Consider the following 17375-nt stretch of genomic DNA (forward strand, 5'->3'; position numbering starts at 1 on the left):
ATCTTCTAATTTATCTTAAAACTATATAATCTCATCTTTCTGCTTTGGCAGCTCTATAACAAATCTGCATCCACCATATTCACGATTTTCTGCTTTGATTGTTCCTCCGGCACTATCTACAATCCGTTTTACAAGTGCGAGACCTAGGCCATTTCCTTCTGCTTTATGAGATCCATCTACCTGATAGAACTTGTCAAATATTCTGGATTTTACATCATCCTCTATTCCTGGTCCTTCATCTTCCAAAATGAACTTAACAGAATCCTGTTCTTGTTTCAGAAACATCGTAATTGTCCCCTTTGAAGGGCTGAACTTAATCGCATTATCCAAAAGATTTATCCAGATATGCATAAAAAGTCCTTCATTCCCAGTATATTTAACTTCCTCCAATTCTACCTGAAAACCAATTTCTTTTTCTGTCCATTTTGTTTCCAATGAAAGAAATGCCTGGCGGATCTGTTCATCCAGACGATATTCTGTTTTTTTCATTGGTATATTCTGATTCTCTAACTTGGATAACAGCAAAATATTACCAACCAATCCGGAAAGCCTTTGGGTGTTAAATAAGATTTTTTCTACATATTCCTCTTGATCCGGAGACAGTTCTTCTCCCTGAAGCAGCATTGTATATCCTTCAATGGCATTAATCGGGGTCTTAAACTCATGAGAAACATTAGATACAAAATCCATCTGCAGCACCTCTGTTGCACGAAGTTCTTTTGTCATAACGTTAAAACTTTGATAAGATTCTCCAACTTCTGCTATACGGCTGTTCGTTTCCAAATGCTGTTCAAAATCTCCCTGAGAAACTTCCTTCATTGCTTTACTAAGTCTGGTAATTGGTTCCAGTAACTTTGCATTGATAAAGGAAGTGATCAGCCCTGCAATCAATGTATTGAAAATCAAAAGCCAGCCAAGCACAGGTATGCTGCCCGGCAGATTAAAAAAATGATTCAAAAAAGCAAATAATAAAGCAGATATGACTGTTGAAAATACAAGTGCCAGCCAGATTGCACCAGTCAGACAGGATCGGATCCGCAATCCTTTTTTTTTCTTTTGTTCCATTATTTTTTCACCACCTTGTATCCAATTCCACGCATTGTTACGATTTCAAAATCCGGGTTATCTTTAAAACGCTCTCTGAGTCTTCCTATATGTACCTCTATTGTATGTGGGTCTGCCTCCGTCTCGTACCCCCATACTTCATCCATCAACTGTTGTTTTGTAAATGTTCTGCCTGGCGAAGCTGCAAGCTTATATAAAAGCAGGAATTGTTTTTTAGGTAAAACAAGACTTTCCTTATCAGTTGTAACCGTCATTGCATCATAATCAAACTCTGTTGAACCGATCACAATTTTGTGTTCATTCAATATCTGTGCACGGCGAAGCAGTGCTCCGACTCTTAAAACCATTTCATTCACATTTACCGGTTTTACCATATAATCATCACTTCCCGAAAAAAATCCCTGACGCATATCATCAAAGGAACCTTTCGCAGTGATCATAAGCACTGGTATCTGATATCCTGCTGAACGAAGTTCTGACACCAGTTCATAGCCATCCATAACCGGCATCATAATATCAGAAATGATCAGATCAATATATTCCTTATCCAATACTTCTAATGCCTGTGCTCCATCCGATGCACTTTTGACTTGATATCCATTCTTCTCAAGCACTTTTTGGAATAGCTGGCTTAATTCTTTATCATCTTCTACAATCAATATTTGAAACACGTTTTCCTTCCTCCTTATTAAAACAGATACCTTGCCCATCCAAGCAGATGCTGTACCAAAAATATTTTTCTCTGACGTTTCTTTGTTAATTCGATTGGCTCTACATGATATGGATCATTATAAGTTCCACCTTCTAATATCTGGCGGGACACCTTTTCATATTCCATCATGCCCTCTTCCAACTGTTTATTAATATCTTTACTGCGTATTACAAGCATCAGTTCCGTATCCAGATATACACTTCTCATGTCCATATTAAAGGAACCGATTACAGACAGATCATCGTCAATCAGAATACTTTTTCCGTGATATGAATAACCGCCTTCATATTCCCAGATATTAATTCCTGTACTTAAGATTCTATTTCTGTTTTTCGCATAATCGGCAGACCCAAATGGATTCCTATTATTCGCAACTGAATTTGTCATGATAGAAAAATCTGAAACGTTCTCTGCAATCTCCTCCCATGTATTATACATCATATCATTACAGATAATATATGGCGTGTGGATCTTCACACGATTTTTTGCATTTTTCATCAATTCTCCCAACTGATACCACACTACTGGTTCTTTGGAACCTGTGTGAATAGGATTTGACACTAATGTAATCTTTTCTGTCTCAAAAGTTTCGTCCGTATAATCGGTCTCGCAGATTCTTTCCTTATTCTCCTCAAAATATTTCTGATAGCTGTTCTGCAGCTCTAAAACTGCGTTCTTTACAGATTTTCTATTTGCCAGTTTTTTATTGTTATGAAAATAACCACTGTCTTCCTGATTCCATATGGTTTCAAAATACTCTGACAACTGGTTAACTGAATTTTCTTTCTCAGGTTCATCGCAAACCACTAACACGTCTCTGTCATAGTTCTTATGTCCCGGGAAATCACCCAGGAAATAATTGTGTATATTTCTTCCCCCAAGAATATATCTCTTTCCATCTGCAATCAAATATTTATCATGCATTCTACCCATCATTTTCCACGGTTTCAATGGATTGGCCTTATTATACAGTTTAATTTCAACATTCTCATGGGAAGATAATCCATAGAAATACGGATTTCCTTCCATATCAATCCAGCTCTCCATTCCATCTACTAACAGACGAATATGTACACCTCTGTCTGCCGCATCATGCAGTGCTCCTAAAATCAATTTTCCACTTTCATCGGATTGAAATGCAAAAGTAGAAAGAATAATTTCCTTTTTTGCATTCTTGATCAAACGCACTCTTTGTAAAAGCGCTTCTGGATTCTTTTCTATGATTACTGCCCGTTCTGTATTTTCACTGCATTCGTTCCATGACCCATTTTTTGTTTCTTTTTTGGTTGTATTGGACACTTCCGGCTGCTTTTTATATGCAACGCAGATTCCGAGCAATTCATAAAAAGCCACACATAAAAAAATTGCCAGTATAACAAGAAGGATTTTACATATTTTATGCTTTATCATTGTACATCACCTGATTCCTTTTTATTCCATACTTATACAATACAAAGTCAATCTCAATTTAACCTCAACAAAATTTATTTTTCATGCGTCATTTCATCTGTTATGATTAGATATGGAGTCATAAACCAACAATATTTTTCAGCTTTATTTATCATACTGATACAAACTTCTTCTCCTACTTGTATAAACTTCAGGATAAAGTTCCCGAAGGTTAATTTTCTTCATTATGTACCTCCATTTCGATTCACGGGTGATTGACGGGTGAATCGAATGGAGGCGGAGACCGACACCGGCAGGCAACCGGGTCACCTCCGAAAAAATGGCAACAAAAAACGCCAGATTTCCGTGAGGGAAAACTGGCGCGCCAAGAACAGCCATTATTATACTGAATTACATGGAACGATAATGCCGATGCAATGTTATACTTGTCCGGAGGAGGAGGGCGGCAGAAATGTTTGGTTTCAACCACCGCGACATCTCAAGCGCAAATCATCGCTGTTAAATAGCAACGGTTTTGTGTTTGGAGTGCTTATTCCTAAAAATCAAAAAAGAAAGAGCCGATAACCGTGAGAATATCTCATCGATTATCGGCTCTGCGTCTTTGCGTCTGGCTCTTTCCAAATAACAAAAAATGATTAGGGCAATCCGAAACTCAATCGTCTATTTTTCATAGAGAACACTGGCCGTCCTCATAGCGTTATTCTATTTTCATCATGCGGTAGCCCACACCAATATGTGTTTGAATATATTGTGGAGACTCCTCTGTTGGCTCCAGTTTTTTTCGCAATGTTGCCATAAATACCCGCAGCGAAGCCACATCGTTATCCCAACTGCGGCCCCAGATATTTTGTGTGATAAAGGTATGGGTCAGTACCTTGCCGACATTCTTGGACAGCAGACACAACAGCTTATACTCAATGGGTGTCAGGTGAAGTTCGTTTTCATCCAGATAAGCGCATCCCCCGGCATAATCCACTTTCAACTTACCATTCACAAATACAGAACTGGCAGTAAACATCTCTGCCGTCATCAGAGAGAGTCTTCGCTGCGTCACCCGAAGTCGTGCCAGCAGTTCTTCTACCGAAAAGGGCTTTGTCAAATAATCGTCCGCTCCGGCATCCAGCGCCTTGATTTTATCGTTATCCTCGCTTCGGGCGCTGATTACAATAATCGGAACATTGGACCAAGAGCGAACCGTTTGAATGACTTGAACGCCATCCATATCCGGCAAGCCCAAATCCAGTAAGATGATTTCAGGATTGTGCGATGTGGTCTCCATAATGGCTGCCGAGCCATTAGGTGCTACCACATAACGATAATCATTTGTTTTTAAAGTGGTCGTAATGAGATTTCGTACAGACGGGTCATCCTCAACCACTAATATCAAAGGTTTATTCATGAAGTTCTACCTCCTCTGCAGGTAATGTAAATTTAAAAGCAGTGCCATTTGGCTGATTGTCTGATACGGAAATCGTGCCGCCGTGGGCGGTCACAATGGACTTACAGAGGGACAGCCCCAATCCAAGGCTTCTGCGGCTGTCGACCACTTTATTGGCCCCACTATAAAACATATCGAAAATACGGGGTTTCTGCTCATCGGGAATCCCAGGACCGTTGTCGGAAACGGAAACCGTGACCCATTGCTCTTTTTGATCGGTGTGTATTTCAATTACTGAACCGACAGGGGTATATTTGATGGCGTTGTCAACCAAATTGATAATCACCTGAACGATCAGCTTCGCGTCAATGTGGGCAAGGATAAAGTCTTTACCGCTGGTCACACGAATGGTGTGTTTTTTACTTTTTCTGTTGATGTGCTTCAGCGCTTCAGAAACGACCTCATCCATGAGTTCGATACTCCGAGTTAGATTGACCTGTCCGCCCTCAATTCGTGTGACTGCTAACAAATTTTCAACCAGATTGATTAGCCACATGGAATCGTCATAAATATCAGTAAAGGTCTGCTCCCGTAGTGCATCGTCCATTTTTTTATAATTCGCAAGCAAATTGTCTGCGCTGCCGGAAATCGCTGTCAAAGGCGTCCGAAGATCATGGGAGATTGCCCGCAGCAGGTTGGCACGAAGTTGTTCATTTTGTGCCAGGACAGCCGCTTCCTCCTTCTCCTTGGCATTTTTGATGTTTTCCAGCGCCAATGCGCACTCGCCAAGAATGGAAAGAAGCACGCTATTTTCAAAAGAGTCCAATGGAGTACCGTTCACAGCAATACCAGCTACTCCATATACATTCTGGTTAACCCGAATCGCAAGGTATAAACACTTTGCACTGGATAATGTATCTGTTGTGGCACCGGCATGTTTATTGTTTCGGAAGGCCCAATCGGCAACTGCTTTCTCGTTCTCAGAAATTAAATCTTCCTGAATGCTATTAACAGCACGAAAAACGTTAGGGGTGGCAAGTTCTTTACCATCAGACAGGTAGACGACAATATCTTTTTTCAGCAGCTTCATGAGCTGCCCTGCCGTAGCGGTGATTACCGCATTCTCATCCTGCTCTTTTTGCAGAAGCTGGTTGGTTTCAAAAAGAATCTTTGTACGGTAAGCTGTATGAGCAGATTGTTTCGCATTTTCTTTCAGCCGGGTAGCGAGAGATCCGGAAAGCAATGTTACTATAAACATAATGGTAAAGGTAACAATATAGTTCGGATCGTCAAAATGGAATGTCAGCCTCGGAGTGGTAAAAAAGAAATTGAAAACCAGCACACTGACAACCGAGGTCAGAATCCCGCACAGTCGGTTGGTTGTGATTACAGCGGTCACAAGTACGCCTAATATGTAAACTGCGATAATATTACTCTCCGTGAACCCAAGAGCGTCAAAGCCACAGCCAATTAGTGTAGCTACCAGCAATACGACTATACTCTTCAGAACATCACGCAGGGGCATCGCATCTACCTGCGCCTTACTCTTTTTTTCCTGATAGCTGGTTCCTGTGCTGGCATCCGGTATCACATGAATATCCAGATTAGGTACACTGGAAATCAGACGTTCCGTCAAGGTGGGCTTGCTGAAAATATTCTTTCGTGCAATGGTACTTCGTCCAATTACGATTTTTGAGATGCCGGAAAGACGGGCAAATTCCGCAATCTGATAAGGCACGTCATCGCCATAACTTGTCTCAATCGCAGCGCCAAGTTGCTGGGCCAGACGCTTATTATCCTGCAAACGCTTTTTATCATCGTCACTCATCGCCGCTGTATTTGACGTTTCCACATAAAGAGCGGTAAATGTTCCCCGAAAGGCTCTTGCCATCCTTGCAGCAGTCCGAATGATTTTTGCGTTGGATGGCGACGAGGAAAGACATGCCAGAATGCGCTCGTCTGTATGGTAATCGCCTCGGCTCTGTACTCTGGCGCTTTCCGTCAGCAAGTTCACCCGGTCAGCGCACCGACGGAGGGCGATTTCCCGCAATGCGGTGAGATTTTCCAGCGTGAAAAAATTAACTGTTGCCCGCTGCGCCTGATCTTCCCGGTACACATTTCCACTTGCCAGTCGTTCCAGCAACTCCGCAGGCTCAATATCCACCAGTTCTACCTGATCTGCTTGATCAAAGGTGGAATCCGGAATGCGCTCCCGCACAAGAATTCCGGTGATAGAGGCTACTGTATCGTTGAGACTCTCAATATGTTGGACATTTACAGTCGTATAGACATCAATTCCAGTATTTAGCAGTTCCTGAACATCCTGATACCGCTTCGTGTGCCGACTGCTTTCGGCATTGGTATGGGCCAACTCATCCACCAGTATAAGCTGGGGATTTCGCTTGAGCGCAGCATCAATATCAAATTCATGAAGGGTCATTCCTTCGTAAGCAACTTGTTTCACAGGAAGCTGCTCCAAGCCGTCCAGAAGTGCCATCGTCTGGGGTCGGGCATGGGGTTCTATGTATCCAGCAACCACATCGATGCCACGCTCCTTAGCCTGATGAGCCGCCTGAAGCATGGCATAGGTCTTTCCGACACCTGCGGCATAACCGAAAAAGATTTTGAGTTTTCCGCTTTTCTTAGTGGATGCATCGTTACGGATCGCACGAAGAAGCTGATCCGGATCTTGTCTTGGCAGTTCCATTCTAACCCTCCTATCTGTCACTCAAGTAAAAGCGATTCCATTTTTCAATATTATAACACACAACGTCAAAACCTACATCTGCGACTGATCCACGGCAAATTTGTTCAGGCATCCAATGAAAAAATCGACGACAGGTGATTTTTTGGAATCCCTCCATAGTGCTATTTGTATGATTTGATTCTGGGTAATCGGCTCAAAATTGTTTTCCAGAAAAACATCCAGTTTTTTCATCAGAAAATCCCCAAAAATAAATATGGCTGATGTACTTACAAGTAAAATAACATCCTGCATAGATTCACCCCCAATTCCTTTGATTTTTCTTAAAATCAAGTATGAAAGCACTTTTGCAAATTTCTGTTACTTCCCAACGCTAACATGGTATCTCCTGCTTTCAGCACTGTGTCTGAAGAAATAGATAACTCCAGCTTGCCGCTTTTCTTGATTCCCATAATGTTAATATTGAATTTTTTACGAATATCAAGCTCTCCAATCGAACGATCCGCCCAATCTTTGGGAATGGGAATCTCAAACATGGCATGATTTTCATCCAGTTCTATGTAATCGAGAATGTGATCCGCACTGTAACGGATTGCTGTCCACTTTGCGAGCTGTTTTTCCGGGTAGACTACTTCATTTGCACCGTTACGCAGCAAAAATTTTTCCTGAACATCAGTTGCAGCTCTGGAAACTACAAACCTCGCTCCCAATTCACTGAGCAGAGAAGTTGTTTCCAATGAACTTTGAAAGTTGTTGCCGATGGCCACAATGCATACATCATAGTTGCGAACACCGAGAGATTCCAAGAAATCGGCATTCGTACTGTCTCCAATCTGTGCATTGGTAACAAGGGGCAGAACAGCCTCTACACGTTCCTCCGAAGTATCTACCGCCATCACTTGATGACCCAAATGATTTAAGTGCAGGGCAATATGCTTTCCAAATCGCCCCAGACCAATTAGAAGAATTGATTTCATAATGTCTCCTTTATCCTACTGTTATTTTTTCCTTTGGTAGTTTTGAAACTTTCTTTTGTGCACTGGACAAGGCCGCAAAAATTAATGTAAGGCCACCGACTCGTCCAAAAAACATCAGCAGAATCAAAACACTCCGTGAGAGCAGATTCAGTTCCGGCGTAATTCCCAGGGACAGGCCGACTGTGCCAACAGCTGAGGCAGTTTCAAAAAGGCAGGTAAGCATGGGAAGTCCTTCGGAAACGCTGATGATAAGGCCACCGGTACAACATAGCGTGATATACATAAGCGAAATTGTCGCTGCATTTTTTACGACATCATCATCAATGCGACGTCCAAAGAGGTTGGCATTTTCTCTGCGCCGAAAGGTAGAAATCGCAGTAGTAAGCAAAACAGCAATGGTTGTTGTTTTCAAACCGCCTGCGGTAGACCCGGGACTACCGCCGATCAGCATCAGCGCAATGGTGATAAATTGTCCCGCCTCACTCAAATCAGTTAATTCCACCGTATTAAAGCCAGCTGTTCGTGGTGTTACAGCTTGAAAAAGAGAAGATAAAAGCCGTTCCTTTCGGGTAAGATCAGCAAACTCAAAAAAATAAAAGTACATTGCCGGAACGATCAATAAAACCGCTGTGGTACAAAGAATCACCTTGCTCTGCATCCGATATTTGTGCAAATGCAATCGATTTGTCCGAATATCATCCCAAGTCAGAAAGCCAATGCCTCCAAACACAATTAAAAACATAATAGTAAAGTTTATGACTGGATTTGTTGCATAGCTGGTCAGGGAGGAAAAGGGAGTTCGCACACCCAATAGATCAAAGCCTGCGTTACAAAAAGCGGACACGGAATGAAACAGTGCCATCCAAAGTCCCTTTTTCCCGAAATCACGGCAAAACACCGGCGCCATCACGGCTGCACACAGCAGTTCCATCACCAGTGTCACCCTGACGATAAAGCCAGTCAAGCGAACGATTCCCCCTACCTTTGGCGCTGAAATCGCCTCCTGCATGGTACAGCGCTGCATCAAAGAAATCTTCCGACCGGAAATCATTGTCAAAGATGCGGCTATGGTAATAACCCCCATGCCTCCAATCTGAATCAGCAGTAAAATGACAAACTGGCCGAAGGCCGACCAGTATGTTGCCGTATCATGTATAATGAGTCCGGTTACACAAACTGCTGAGGTAGAAGTAAACAATGCATCCGAGAAAGGCGTTGCCAGTCCGCTTCGGCTGGAAAACGGCAACATTAAAAGGAAGGTGCCGAAAAGGATCACACCGGAAAACCCGAGGATGATAATTTGAAACGAAGTCAACTTCCTTTTTAACAACACTACTCCCATAACTGCAATCCTCCTTTATACCCCTTTATGTGCCCTTAATTATAAATCAAAGGGAGTAAAGAAGGTAAAAGAGAATGCGTATCTGTATTAAGACCGTCTAAAGATGCAGGACTTATTCTTTTTTATCACGAGCGTGTGCCAGAAATTCAATCAGCCGTTTCCTTGTCAGAATCCCGCATAGAGCATTCCGGCCATCAACGATGGGGACAAAATTCTGATTCAGCATTGAAGTTACAACCTGCTCGGAATCTGCATTTATTTGTAACGCAGGGCAAAAATCTCTGCGAACAATGCTGCCAAGTCGGTATCCCTCCTGTACTTTCAAGTCTGTTGTCTGGCAAACAAGAAGGTGACGGAGGAAATCTCCCTCCGTCACGCTTCCAATATACTGTTCCTGATCATTCAGTACCGGGACAGCGGTATAGCCATGTACCATAAACCGTTCCAATCCCTGACGAATCGTATCCTTTGTCCTGCTTGATTTGATATTGTAGGGAAGTAAGATGTTCCGCTGTACTTCCGTATTCGCCACGCTGAAAGCCTTTGAATCCTCGCTCCGTCATATAATTAAACAATTCGTCTTGCAGTATGCTGTACGAAGCTCGAAACATAGTTTTTCCGTTCTTTCTGACAAGCGGATTGCCTTTTTCATCGGTCAGCGGAATATCCGATTTCCATTTCTCTGAATGGCTAATTTGATGAACAACTTCCTTAACTGTTCCTCGCAGTTTTTCATCTTTGCAACGCTTGCTCCATAGGATTTCTTTCTCCACCACAGGCAGAACCATAGCGTGAAGATGATAGTGATAAACCTCTTTTCCGAGTTCCTCGGTTGCCGCAATATTGATTTCATCAGCGTGCATAACAGCCGATATGACATTATCATCCACATAGTTCTTCTGTAAAAGTTCCTGATTATTTACCATATACCCGGTCAACCACTTTCCTTCTTGAAACATGATATCAGTTATGTAAAAAGTTCCGGTACAATCCTCCAAAACCACATTGACAGCAACCTTCTCCACTTTCTTTTCCTCATGTGTCATGTGCATTAACTGTTTCGGAAAATCGAATAAACTCCATCTTTACACCTCCTGTGCATCAAAGGTGTACCTCTGTTCCGACACATGGGAAACCCATGCAGTTACCACTAAACCACCCTGCAGCATAATGTCCGTAAGATATACTGTTCCGGTACAATCCTGTACCACAACTCTCGCTGTCAGCTTTTTCACTTTTTCTGTTTCGGCAACGCATACTGCTCCTGCTGACCTTGTAAAATGCATTCGATCCTTCTCCAAAATAGACAGAAAAAAGCATATCCAAGAGAAGATGCCTTGTTTCTATTATATCTTTATTCTTCATCCATCAATGCATGGTATAAACGCTTTGCTTCTACCGCATTAGTCATTTTCTTATTTCTCTCTACTATTTGAACTGTAAGATCCTGTTGCATTTTTTTTGCTACCGTTTTTGTAGAAGCTCTTTTGTTTAATCGCAATACTGTTCCTACATATTTCTTAACTTTAGAAGATTTAATAGTTGGAATTTTTTCTCCCCTGAGTCCCATCTCTACAATTTTTGATGCTTCTAGCATTTCGTCCAAATCCATCGAAGCAATCAGCCCACCAGAAACTTGCCCTTTTCTAATGGGAGTTGTTTTCACTGCAACAGCCTTTACCGGAATTGCTCCCGTTCTTCCCACTTTTTCTACTGTTATTCCTGCTATTTTCTTTCTTCGACTACTTATAGATTTATTTATTTGTGCTTTCGACATATTATTCACCTACTTTCTTGTCAACAATATTTACAACACTGCTCAAAATATCTTTAAATGAAATTATTTCAAATTCATTTTCCTGCAAATCTTCAATTTTATATTCAACTGCATCATCACTCGCTCTATCACTAACCATAACTTCTACATATCTGTCTTTTACCTTTTTACTCTCCACAATGTAAAGTACAGGGAAAAAAGCTTCATACTCAGCGGCTGATACAATACTTCTTATTTCATAATACTCTTTTTTACTAATAACCCCACTATCAAGTTTAGCCTTGGCTCCTTTCAAGATTCCAGCTATATTATTCTCGATTTCTTTCGTGTGACGATCTCCGGTCGTAATTTGTTCTAAATACCTTTTACAGATTGTTGCTGGATTTGAAGTCGGCGGTTGTTTTGATGAATTAAATTCTGTTGTACACCACACATAATGGATATTTCCATAATATCTTTTTGCTATTTTATACGCTAAATGTGTTCCAACTGAATATAAAAAAGAGTTTTTCTTTACATCTAATCCCATATTCTATCCTCTCCCTTTCATCATTAGAATTCATTTATATTTTACCACAACAAAATCCATTTTTCATTCAAATAATTCTCAAAACAACTCTCCAAACCTTGTTTCTTCCGAACCATCCTCGCCATCCTCGTATTCAATGATCAGTTCAATACCACCCTTCCATTATCACCTTTTTTCAAATTTTTGGTCACCATGCCTGCCGATACTGTGTAACTGCTTCTGGTAGCCGGGTAAACTTCCTGTGACAATGTCTTTGTGGTATCCAACGCTCCCACACACTTGAAACCTGCATTTCCGAAAGTGTAGGATTACAATACATGGGTTACAGCTAAATATTAAAAAACAGAGATGCTTCTTTTATGTTATATTTTAGTCGCCACAACAAAAAAGGAGTTCTCTGCTATGTCTACTATAACACAAGATATGCGGTATCGGCTATCCTTATTCAAATACGCGAAAGATTTTGTGTCACTAAGGCTGCTATCAAATATAAAACCAACCGTCAATAATTTATCGTTGGAAACGACGTTATGACGGTTTCATTAAGTTCCTTCGCGACCGCTCTCACAGACCAAATCATCACCAAAACCAACATACTCCTGAAGAGATCAAGCCGATCTTTGATGTGCGCAGACGCAACCCAAATGCTGGTCTTGTTGTCTTTTAGGTTAAACTCAAGCAGCATGATTACTTCCGTTCCATCCCCGGACTATACAGATTTCTCCGTAAGCAGGAAATTATGGTAGTTCATCTGCCAAAGCCTAAATATATTCCAAAGCCTTACGAACAGATGGATTATCCGGACAACGCATGCAGGTTAATGCAAAATCTGTTTCTTCTGCTATGTTTATAGCGCATCTGGTAAAAACCTTTCTGTTACCCATAGCGATTGCATTATTCATTCTACATCCCCCATATTTCATTAAACTTATCTGCTCCTACTTCGAGCCAATCTGCATATCTTGTCGATTCCTGAATATCTGTATAAGGTACAAAAACTGTCTTACCCATAAATCCATTTCCATAACTTCACAATTTTGCATTTTACTTGGGCAGCATCAAATATAGCATTATTCCCTAACAACTTAATTTCATTTTTTCCAGCATTTCTAAAGAACATTGATTTATCTCTCCATCTTTTTCTAAAACTATTGCTCCTGTTTTAGGATTGGTTCCTTTAATGATTTCTTGCTGAATCACCAGTTTATTATTCATACAATATAATTGCAATCTATTTATAATTTCTTTCTTATCTACTTTTTCACCCATACGATGGGTCTATCACACAACCTCCTACTTTTATTATTATAAATCGCACACTCCAATATAATTCGGATACTGGAACCACTATTTATGTATCTTGACCACTCATCATTCCTAGTCTAGAGCTGCTTATAAGTTCATCTAATGCTTAATTATTTATCTGTTGATATATATATCCGAAACTATCAAGTCTTCTATATCCAGAAAAATTTCCACTTTCTTTACTGTTATTTCACACTGCTCCAAGACCCCGGCGACTAAACATTATGCATTTTTCATCAACATGTCTAATCTCTTTGTTGCCCTTTCATGATACTTCCTATTCATCATTACTATCTTTCTTTTCCTGTATTATTCGTTAACAACTACGCTTACAAATTCACCATCTAATATCTACATAAATTCTGTATCCATTTGCAATTTTCCTATCTATCTTCCCTATTTTTTTCTTAAATAAACCTGATATTTGCAAACTCCTGTGAATTACATTTACGTCTAGCACATTCACTTCTGCCCTTTCAAGCCCTTGTTTTACAAGCTTATCCTGAATTGCCTTAGCTAATAACTCCATCTTACATTTCTCTCCACTAACACAATAAATCTTGAACTCCGTCTGATTCCAATTGATAACAATTGGTTTTTTTCTGTCATATGGCTCTTTTGTTATATCATCTTTTAAATCTCTATTAAAAGTTGAATCATAAACAAATTCAACCCTCTTGTCATTTTCTTCGATATTAAACCAATCATGTTCATCGCTATGACAAACTAAATAGCCTTCAAGACCATCCTTTCCATCACTGGCTCTATCTCTGCACGACATTATTATAAAATCTATTAACATATCATCAAGATTTTCGCTGTTAAGCCCAAACGGATAATTAACTTTTTTACTATCTGCAATTTTTCTATCATCAGAAAGCTTCCTCAATTCATCTTGAAACATACACAATATCCTCCTTCTACTTTAAAACCCTAATAATCAACAAGTTATATTATTTTTTCGTACTACACCACTCCTGATTTTATACATTGTCTGAAATCCCCCCAGACCCACTCATATCCATCCTGTTATCATCACCATATCCCTCTATCTGTCATACAAGCTTGTTTAAGAAGTTATCAATTTCCATATTCTCTATTCATCCAATCACACCCCAACCAGAACATTTGCCTGTCCAAACCAAAACGACGTACTATTGGACTTTATGTTCGCTCTCTAGATAATTTGATCTGCATCATGTAAATATAGAGACAACACACAATCTTTTCTCCTTTTCAATCGCATTATATAACTGATCATAGTTGTTTTCATCGTTCACCACATACAAATCCACAATGCATATGCAATTTCCATAATCCAATCCGTTCCATAAAGCTATCCATACTACTTATTTATCTTCTTTGCATATGCGTACATTTTTTTCAGCAAATTCTCGTTTTTCAAATCACTCGAAATGTTCAGGCTCTGTTCAAATCCCTGATATGTACTAAGCCTCAGCGGTTCGCTGTTTCCACTCTGTCTTCGCACTCTGTGCTCGCCAATCGTGGACAGCTATCGCATGGTCAGTGCTAATGCTTCTCTGCGTCGCTAACGCTCCTTGACAAGGTTCAAGGAAGTTCTGCTCTCGCTCTGCTCGCCAGAACAACTGCGTTTCTAAGTTCAGACTTCGTGCGTTGCACTTGTCTTCTCTAAGAGAACGCAAGTTTCCACATGCCCGGTATTCACAAACTGATCCACCGCACATGCCTTTTTCACATAATATCCATGCTCCTGCAAGGTCACAAGATCTCTTGCGAGGGAGGTTGGTTTGCAGCTGATATAGACGATCTCGTCTACACCGTAGTTGATGATCTTAAGGAGCGCCTTTGGATTGATGCCATCTCTCGGTGGATCGAGGATGATGAGATCCGGTTTTTCCTCGATGGTGTCGATGACCTTCAAGACATCGCCTGCGATGAATTCGCAGTTATCAAGTCCGTTGCTCTTTGCATTTTCTCTTGCGGCTTCAACCGCTTCTTCTACAATCTCTACGCCGATAACCTTGGAGGCAACCGGTGATAACATCTGGGCGATCGTTCCGGTTCCGCTGTATAAGTCGAAGATCAGCTTGTCCTTGGTATCTCCGGCATATTCACGGGCTTTGCTGTACAGTCGTTCCGCACTCTTTGTATTTGTCTGGAAAAATGAGAATGGTGAGATCTGGAAATGCAGTCCCAGCACCTCTTCCTCGATATAATCTCTTCCGTATAACAGCGTTACCTTCTCCGGCACAACAGCATCCGCCAGAGAATCATTTGCCGTATGGAGAATACCAACGATCGTTCCGTCAAGCGGAAGTGCCAGAAGCCCTTCTACATATGCATTCAGATCCAGATTCTCTAATCCGTCCGTGCTGGTTACAAGATTTACCAGAAGTCCGCCATTTGTCTTAGACTGACGAAGCACCAGATGACGAAGCAGTCCTACATGCTGCATTTTCTTATGGTAGGACAGCCCATGCTCCCTTGCGAATTCCATCGTATAAGAAACGATCCTGTTATAATCTTCGCTTACGATCACGCAGTTGCAGACAGGAACAATGTCGTACATGCTGTTCTTCTTATGAAGTCCCAGCACCAATGGACCATCCTTATATTCGTCGCCAAATGAATACTCCATCTTATTCCGGTATGCAGTTGTAACTGGCGAGCCGATGATGCCCTCCCAATCATATGGATGTGCCTCTGAATCGATCACACCGTCTAACAGCTTCTTCACCTGTCCTGCCTTTAATTCCAACTGATGCTCATAGCTCATGGTCTGGTATGCACAGCCGCCGCAAATGCCAAACTGTGGACATGGTGGTACTGCATCTTCGATCTCAGAGCGTTCCAGCACATCCAACAGACGTGCCTCTGCCTTATCCTTCCGTACCTTGGATACCATACAGGACACCTTTTGTCCGGGCAGTGCTCCCTTCACGATCACTTTTTTGCCATCCAGTTCAAAGCTTCCCTTATTTGGGAAATCATAGTCTTTTATAACACCTTCTATAATCTCTCGTTTCTTCACAGCCGACCTCTTTCTTGTCTCTAATAATCTCTACTCTTCCCGGTCGCCCCACATATCTTCAAATATGCTGCGCATCCGACGTTTCGGTTTCAGTTCATTTTCTGCAAAAAATGGTGTTCCATGCTGGTCAAATTCCAGCAGCATGTATTTGCCATTCATGCCATCACGCGGATATGCCAGACTGCCCGGATTTACGATATAAGCTCCGCCATATCGTTCCAGATTCTGGACATGCGTGTGCCCATACATCACAATATCGTAACCATCATATTTGACCAACTCCTGTAAGTAATCCGTTCCATAATGGACACTGTATCGGTGTCCGTGCGTAATAAATACCTTATACCGGCCGATCATGAATTCCTCCTGCATTGGAAGATCGGAATCCCAGTCGTTATTCCCGGCAACCATGTGTATCGGGCAGGTTACGTTATCATAAATATATTCTTCATCTCCGCAGACATCCCCCAGATGGATAAACATATCGATGTCTCCCACCGTATCTAAGACATCCCGGATTGTATTGGTTCTTCCATGTGTATCACTAATTATCAGTATTCTCATTTATAACTTCCTTTATCAAACGAAGTGCATTTCCTCTGTGGCTGATCGTATTCTTTTCTTCCGGTGACAGCTCTGCTGTGGACTTGCCATACTCCGGCAGGAAGAAGATCGGATCATATCCAAATCCATTCTCGCCGCGTTCTTCGTATCCAATGATTCCTTCAATCGTGCCACGTCTGGTAATGGTCTTTCCATCCGGGAATGCAGCCGCGATTGCACATACGAATCTTGCAGTACGCTTCTCATCCGGAACACCGGCAAGCTTGTCAATAATCGCTTTATCCTTGATCCGGTATGAGGTGTCTTCCCCCATAAATCTTGCAGAGTAGATTCCAGGTGCTTTATCGAGATAGTCTACCTCCAGACCGGAATCGTCCGCAAGCACCAAACAATTTGTCATCTTACGGATCGCCTCTGCCTTGATGATGGCATTTTCTTCAAATGTTTTTCCATCTTCTACGATGTCAGCCTGAATTCCGGCTTCCTTCATCGACAGGATCTCATATCCACAATCCGCAAGGATCATGCGGATTTCTTTCATCTTATTCTCATTACCCGTAGCAAAAATCAATTTCTTCATCTTGTCTTCTCCTTTTCTA

The 17375-nt window shown here is 41.4% G+C and carries 20 protein-coding genes; 1 reads left to right on the plus strand and 19 read right to left on the minus strand.

The genetic code is table 11. The features are described 5' to 3' along the window. Positions 1 to 21: 21 nt before the first annotated feature. From DWY07_RS04060 to DWY07_RS04070, 3 genes are read right to left on the minus strand one after another with little or no spacing between them, the layout of a single operon-like run. Positions 22 to 1065, minus strand: coding sequence for a HAMP domain-containing sensor histidine kinase (locus DWY07_RS04060; protein WP_005421561.1), 1044 nt, complete (start codon positions 1063 to 1065; stop codon positions 22 to 24). Continuing rightward, positions 1065 to 1775, minus strand: a complete 711-nt coding sequence (locus DWY07_RS04065; protein WP_005421560.1) for a response regulator transcription factor — start codon at positions 1773 to 1775, stop codon at positions 1065 to 1067. Before DWY07_RS04065 ends, DWY07_RS04060 begins: the two co-directional genes overlap by 1 nt. Continuing rightward, positions 1754 to 3187: a phospholipase D family protein gene (locus tag DWY07_RS04070; RefSeq protein ID WP_117808205.1), complete on the minus strand. Its 1434-nt coding sequence runs from the start codon at positions 3185 to 3187 to the stop codon at positions 1754 to 1756. The genes DWY07_RS04065 and DWY07_RS04070 overlap by 22 nt, the downstream gene beginning before the upstream one ends. A gap of 270 nt (positions 3188 to 3457) precedes the next feature. Between DWY07_RS04070 and DWY07_RS04080 the strand changes: the two genes are divergently transcribed. Then, positions 3458 to 3751 carry a hypothetical protein gene (locus DWY07_RS04080; protein ID WP_117822251.1) on the plus strand — a complete coding sequence of 98 codons (294 nt, stop codon included), beginning with the start codon at positions 3458 to 3460 and terminating at the stop codon, positions 3749 to 3751. A 133-nt stretch (positions 3752 to 3884) separates the two neighbouring features. On the opposite strand, the gene DWY07_RS04085 is transcribed toward DWY07_RS04080, so the two are convergent. From DWY07_RS04085 to DWY07_RS04165, 16 genes are all read right to left on the minus strand, one after another. Beyond that, entirely contained in the window at positions 3885 to 4586 is a 702-nt protein-coding gene (locus DWY07_RS04085; RefSeq protein WP_117822252.1) for a response regulator transcription factor, read from the minus strand. Next, positions 4579 to 7272: a sensor histidine kinase KdpD gene (locus DWY07_RS04090; RefSeq protein WP_117822253.1), complete on the minus strand. Its 2694-nt coding sequence runs from the start codon at positions 7270 to 7272 to the stop codon at positions 4579 to 4581. Before DWY07_RS04090 ends, DWY07_RS04085 begins: the two co-directional genes overlap by 8 nt. Before the next feature lie 72 nt (positions 7273 to 7344). Beyond that, on the minus strand, positions 7345 to 7563 hold the full coding sequence (locus tag DWY07_RS04095; protein WP_117822254.1) for a hypothetical protein: 219 nt from the start codon (positions 7561 to 7563) through the stop codon (positions 7345 to 7347). A 35-nt stretch (positions 7564 to 7598) separates the two neighbouring features. After that, the gene (locus DWY07_RS04100; RefSeq protein WP_117822255.1) at positions 7599 to 8246 is read right to left on the minus strand and encodes a TrkA family potassium uptake protein; all 648 of its coding nucleotides are present in this window, start codon (positions 8244 to 8246) and stop codon (positions 7599 to 7601) included. Positions 8247 to 8256: 10 nt separating this feature from the next. Next, positions 8257 to 9588: a potassium transporter TrkG gene (locus DWY07_RS04105; RefSeq protein ID WP_117822256.1), complete on the minus strand. Its 1332-nt coding sequence runs from the start codon at positions 9586 to 9588 to the stop codon at positions 8257 to 8259. 112 nt (positions 9589 to 9700) lie between these two features. Next, a complete protein-coding gene (locus DWY07_RS04110) occupies positions 9701 to 10024 on the minus strand; it encodes a CBS domain-containing protein (protein ID WP_117822257.1) in 324 nt (107 codons plus the stop codon). Further along, positions 9987 to 10613 (minus strand): plasmid recombination protein, encoded by a 627-nt coding sequence (locus DWY07_RS04115; RefSeq protein ID WP_242997299.1) that lies wholly within the window; start codon positions 10611 to 10613, stop codon positions 9987 to 9989. The genes DWY07_RS04110 and DWY07_RS04115 overlap by 38 nt, the downstream gene beginning before the upstream one ends. A 60-nt stretch (positions 10614 to 10673) precedes the next feature. Beyond that, a complete protein-coding gene (locus DWY07_RS04120) occupies positions 10674 to 10874 on the minus strand; it encodes a hypothetical protein (RefSeq protein ID WP_117822258.1) in 201 nt (66 codons plus the stop codon). 68 nt (positions 10875 to 10942) lie between these two features. Then, the gene (locus tag DWY07_RS04125) at positions 10943 to 11365 is read right to left on the minus strand and encodes a hypothetical protein (protein WP_117822259.1); all 423 of its coding nucleotides are present in this window, start codon (positions 11363 to 11365) and stop codon (positions 10943 to 10945) included. 1 nt (position 11366) lies between these two features. Further along, positions 11367 to 11894, minus strand: a complete 528-nt coding sequence (locus DWY07_RS04130) for a hypothetical protein (protein WP_117822260.1) — start codon at positions 11892 to 11894, stop codon at positions 11367 to 11369. Between the two features lie 761 nt (positions 11895 to 12655). Further along, positions 12656 to 12796 (minus strand): hypothetical protein, encoded by a 141-nt coding sequence (locus DWY07_RS13175; protein ID WP_181983875.1) that lies wholly within the window; start codon positions 12794 to 12796, stop codon positions 12656 to 12658. A 175-nt stretch (positions 12797 to 12971) separates the two neighbouring features. Beyond that, the gene (locus DWY07_RS04145; RefSeq protein ID WP_117822261.1) at positions 12972 to 13163 is read right to left on the minus strand and encodes a hypothetical protein; all 192 of its coding nucleotides are present in this window, start codon (positions 13161 to 13163) and stop codon (positions 12972 to 12974) included. Between the two features lie 373 nt (positions 13164 to 13536). Continuing rightward, entirely contained in the window at positions 13537 to 14103 is a 567-nt protein-coding gene (locus tag DWY07_RS04150; RefSeq protein ID WP_117822262.1) for a hypothetical protein, read from the minus strand. A 717-nt stretch (positions 14104 to 14820) separates the two neighbouring features. Then, entirely contained in the window at positions 14821 to 16212 is a 1392-nt protein-coding gene (rlmD, locus tag DWY07_RS04155) for a 23S rRNA (uracil(1939)-C(5))-methyltransferase RlmD (protein ID WP_117822263.1), read from the minus strand. A gap of 30 nt (positions 16213 to 16242) precedes the next feature. Continuing rightward, entirely contained in the window at positions 16243 to 16776 is a 534-nt protein-coding gene (locus DWY07_RS04160; protein WP_117822264.1) for a metallophosphoesterase, read from the minus strand. Then, positions 16757 to 17356, minus strand: a complete 600-nt coding sequence (locus DWY07_RS04165) for an XTP/dITP diphosphatase (protein WP_117822265.1) — start codon at positions 17354 to 17356, stop codon at positions 16757 to 16759. The genes DWY07_RS04160 and DWY07_RS04165 overlap by 20 nt, the downstream gene beginning before the upstream one ends. Positions 17357 to 17375: the final 19 nt, after the last annotated feature.

Origin of the sequence: Clostridium sp. AF23-6LB (assembly GCF_003461085.1) — a bacterium.
In the GTDB taxonomy this organism is placed as follows: Bacteria; Bacillota; Clostridia; order Lachnospirales; family Lachnospiraceae; genus Coprococcus; species Coprococcus ammoniilyticus.

Excerpts from the sequence above, each read along its gene's own strand:
- DWY07_RS04160 (WP_117822264.1), bottom strand. The coding sequence starts at position 16,776 with ATGAGAATACTGATAATTAGTGATACACATGGAAGAACCAATACAATC.
- DWY07_RS04100 (WP_117822255.1), bottom strand. The coding sequence starts at position 8,246 with ATGAAATCAATTCTTCTAATTGGTCTGGGGCGATTTGGAAAGCATATT.
- DWY07_RS13175 (WP_181983875.1), bottom strand. The coding sequence starts at position 12,796 with ATGAATAATGCAATCGCTATGGGTAACAGAAAGGTTTTTACCAGATGC.
- DWY07_RS04105 (WP_117822256.1), bottom strand. The coding sequence starts at position 9,588 with ATGGGAGTAGTGTTGTTAAAAAGGAAGTTGACTTCGTTTCAAATTATC.
- DWY07_RS04090 (WP_117822253.1), bottom strand. The coding sequence starts at position 7,272 with ATGGAACTGCCAAGACAAGATCCGGATCAGCTTCTTCGTGCGATCCGT.
- DWY07_RS04150 (WP_117822262.1), bottom strand. The coding sequence starts at position 14,103 with ATGTTTCAAGATGAATTGAGGAAGCTTTCTGATGATAGAAAAATTGCA.
- DWY07_RS04165 (WP_117822265.1), bottom strand. The coding sequence starts at position 17,356 with ATGAAGAAATTGATTTTTGCTACGGGTAATGAGAATAAGATGAAAGAA.
- DWY07_RS04080 (WP_117822251.1), top strand. The coding sequence starts at position 3,458 with ATGGAGGCGGAGACCGACACCGGCAGGCAACCGGGTCACCTCCGAAAA.
- DWY07_RS04065 (WP_005421560.1), bottom strand. The coding sequence starts at position 1,775 with ATGGGCAAGGTATCTGTTTTAATAAGGAGGAAGGAAAACGTGTTTCAA.
- DWY07_RS04120 (WP_117822258.1), bottom strand. The coding sequence starts at position 10,874 with ATGCATTTTACAAGGTCAGCAGGAGCAGTATGCGTTGCCGAAACAGAA.
- DWY07_RS04110 (WP_117822257.1), bottom strand. The coding sequence starts at position 10,024 with ATGGTACATGGCTATACCGCTGTCCCGGTACTGAATGATCAGGAACAG.
- DWY07_RS04070 (WP_117808205.1), bottom strand. The coding sequence starts at position 3,187 with ATGATAAAGCATAAAATATGTAAAATCCTTCTTGTTATACTGGCAATT.
- DWY07_RS04095 (WP_117822254.1), bottom strand. The coding sequence starts at position 7,563 with ATGCAGGATGTTATTTTACTTGTAAGTACATCAGCCATATTTATTTTT.
- DWY07_RS04060 (WP_005421561.1), bottom strand. The coding sequence starts at position 1,065 with ATGGAACAAAAGAAAAAAAAAGGATTGCGGATCCGATCCTGTCTGACT.
- DWY07_RS04145 (WP_117822261.1), bottom strand. The coding sequence starts at position 13,163 with ATGGGTGAAAAAGTAGATAAGAAAGAAATTATAAATAGATTGCAATTA.
- DWY07_RS04125 (WP_117822259.1), bottom strand. The coding sequence starts at position 11,365 with ATGTCGAAAGCACAAATAAATAAATCTATAAGTAGTCGAAGAAAGAAA.
- DWY07_RS04085 (WP_117822252.1), bottom strand. The coding sequence starts at position 4,586 with ATGAATAAACCTTTGATATTAGTGGTTGAGGATGACCCGTCTGTACGA.
- DWY07_RS04130 (WP_117822260.1), bottom strand. The coding sequence starts at position 11,894 with ATGGGATTAGATGTAAAGAAAAACTCTTTTTTATATTCAGTTGGAACA.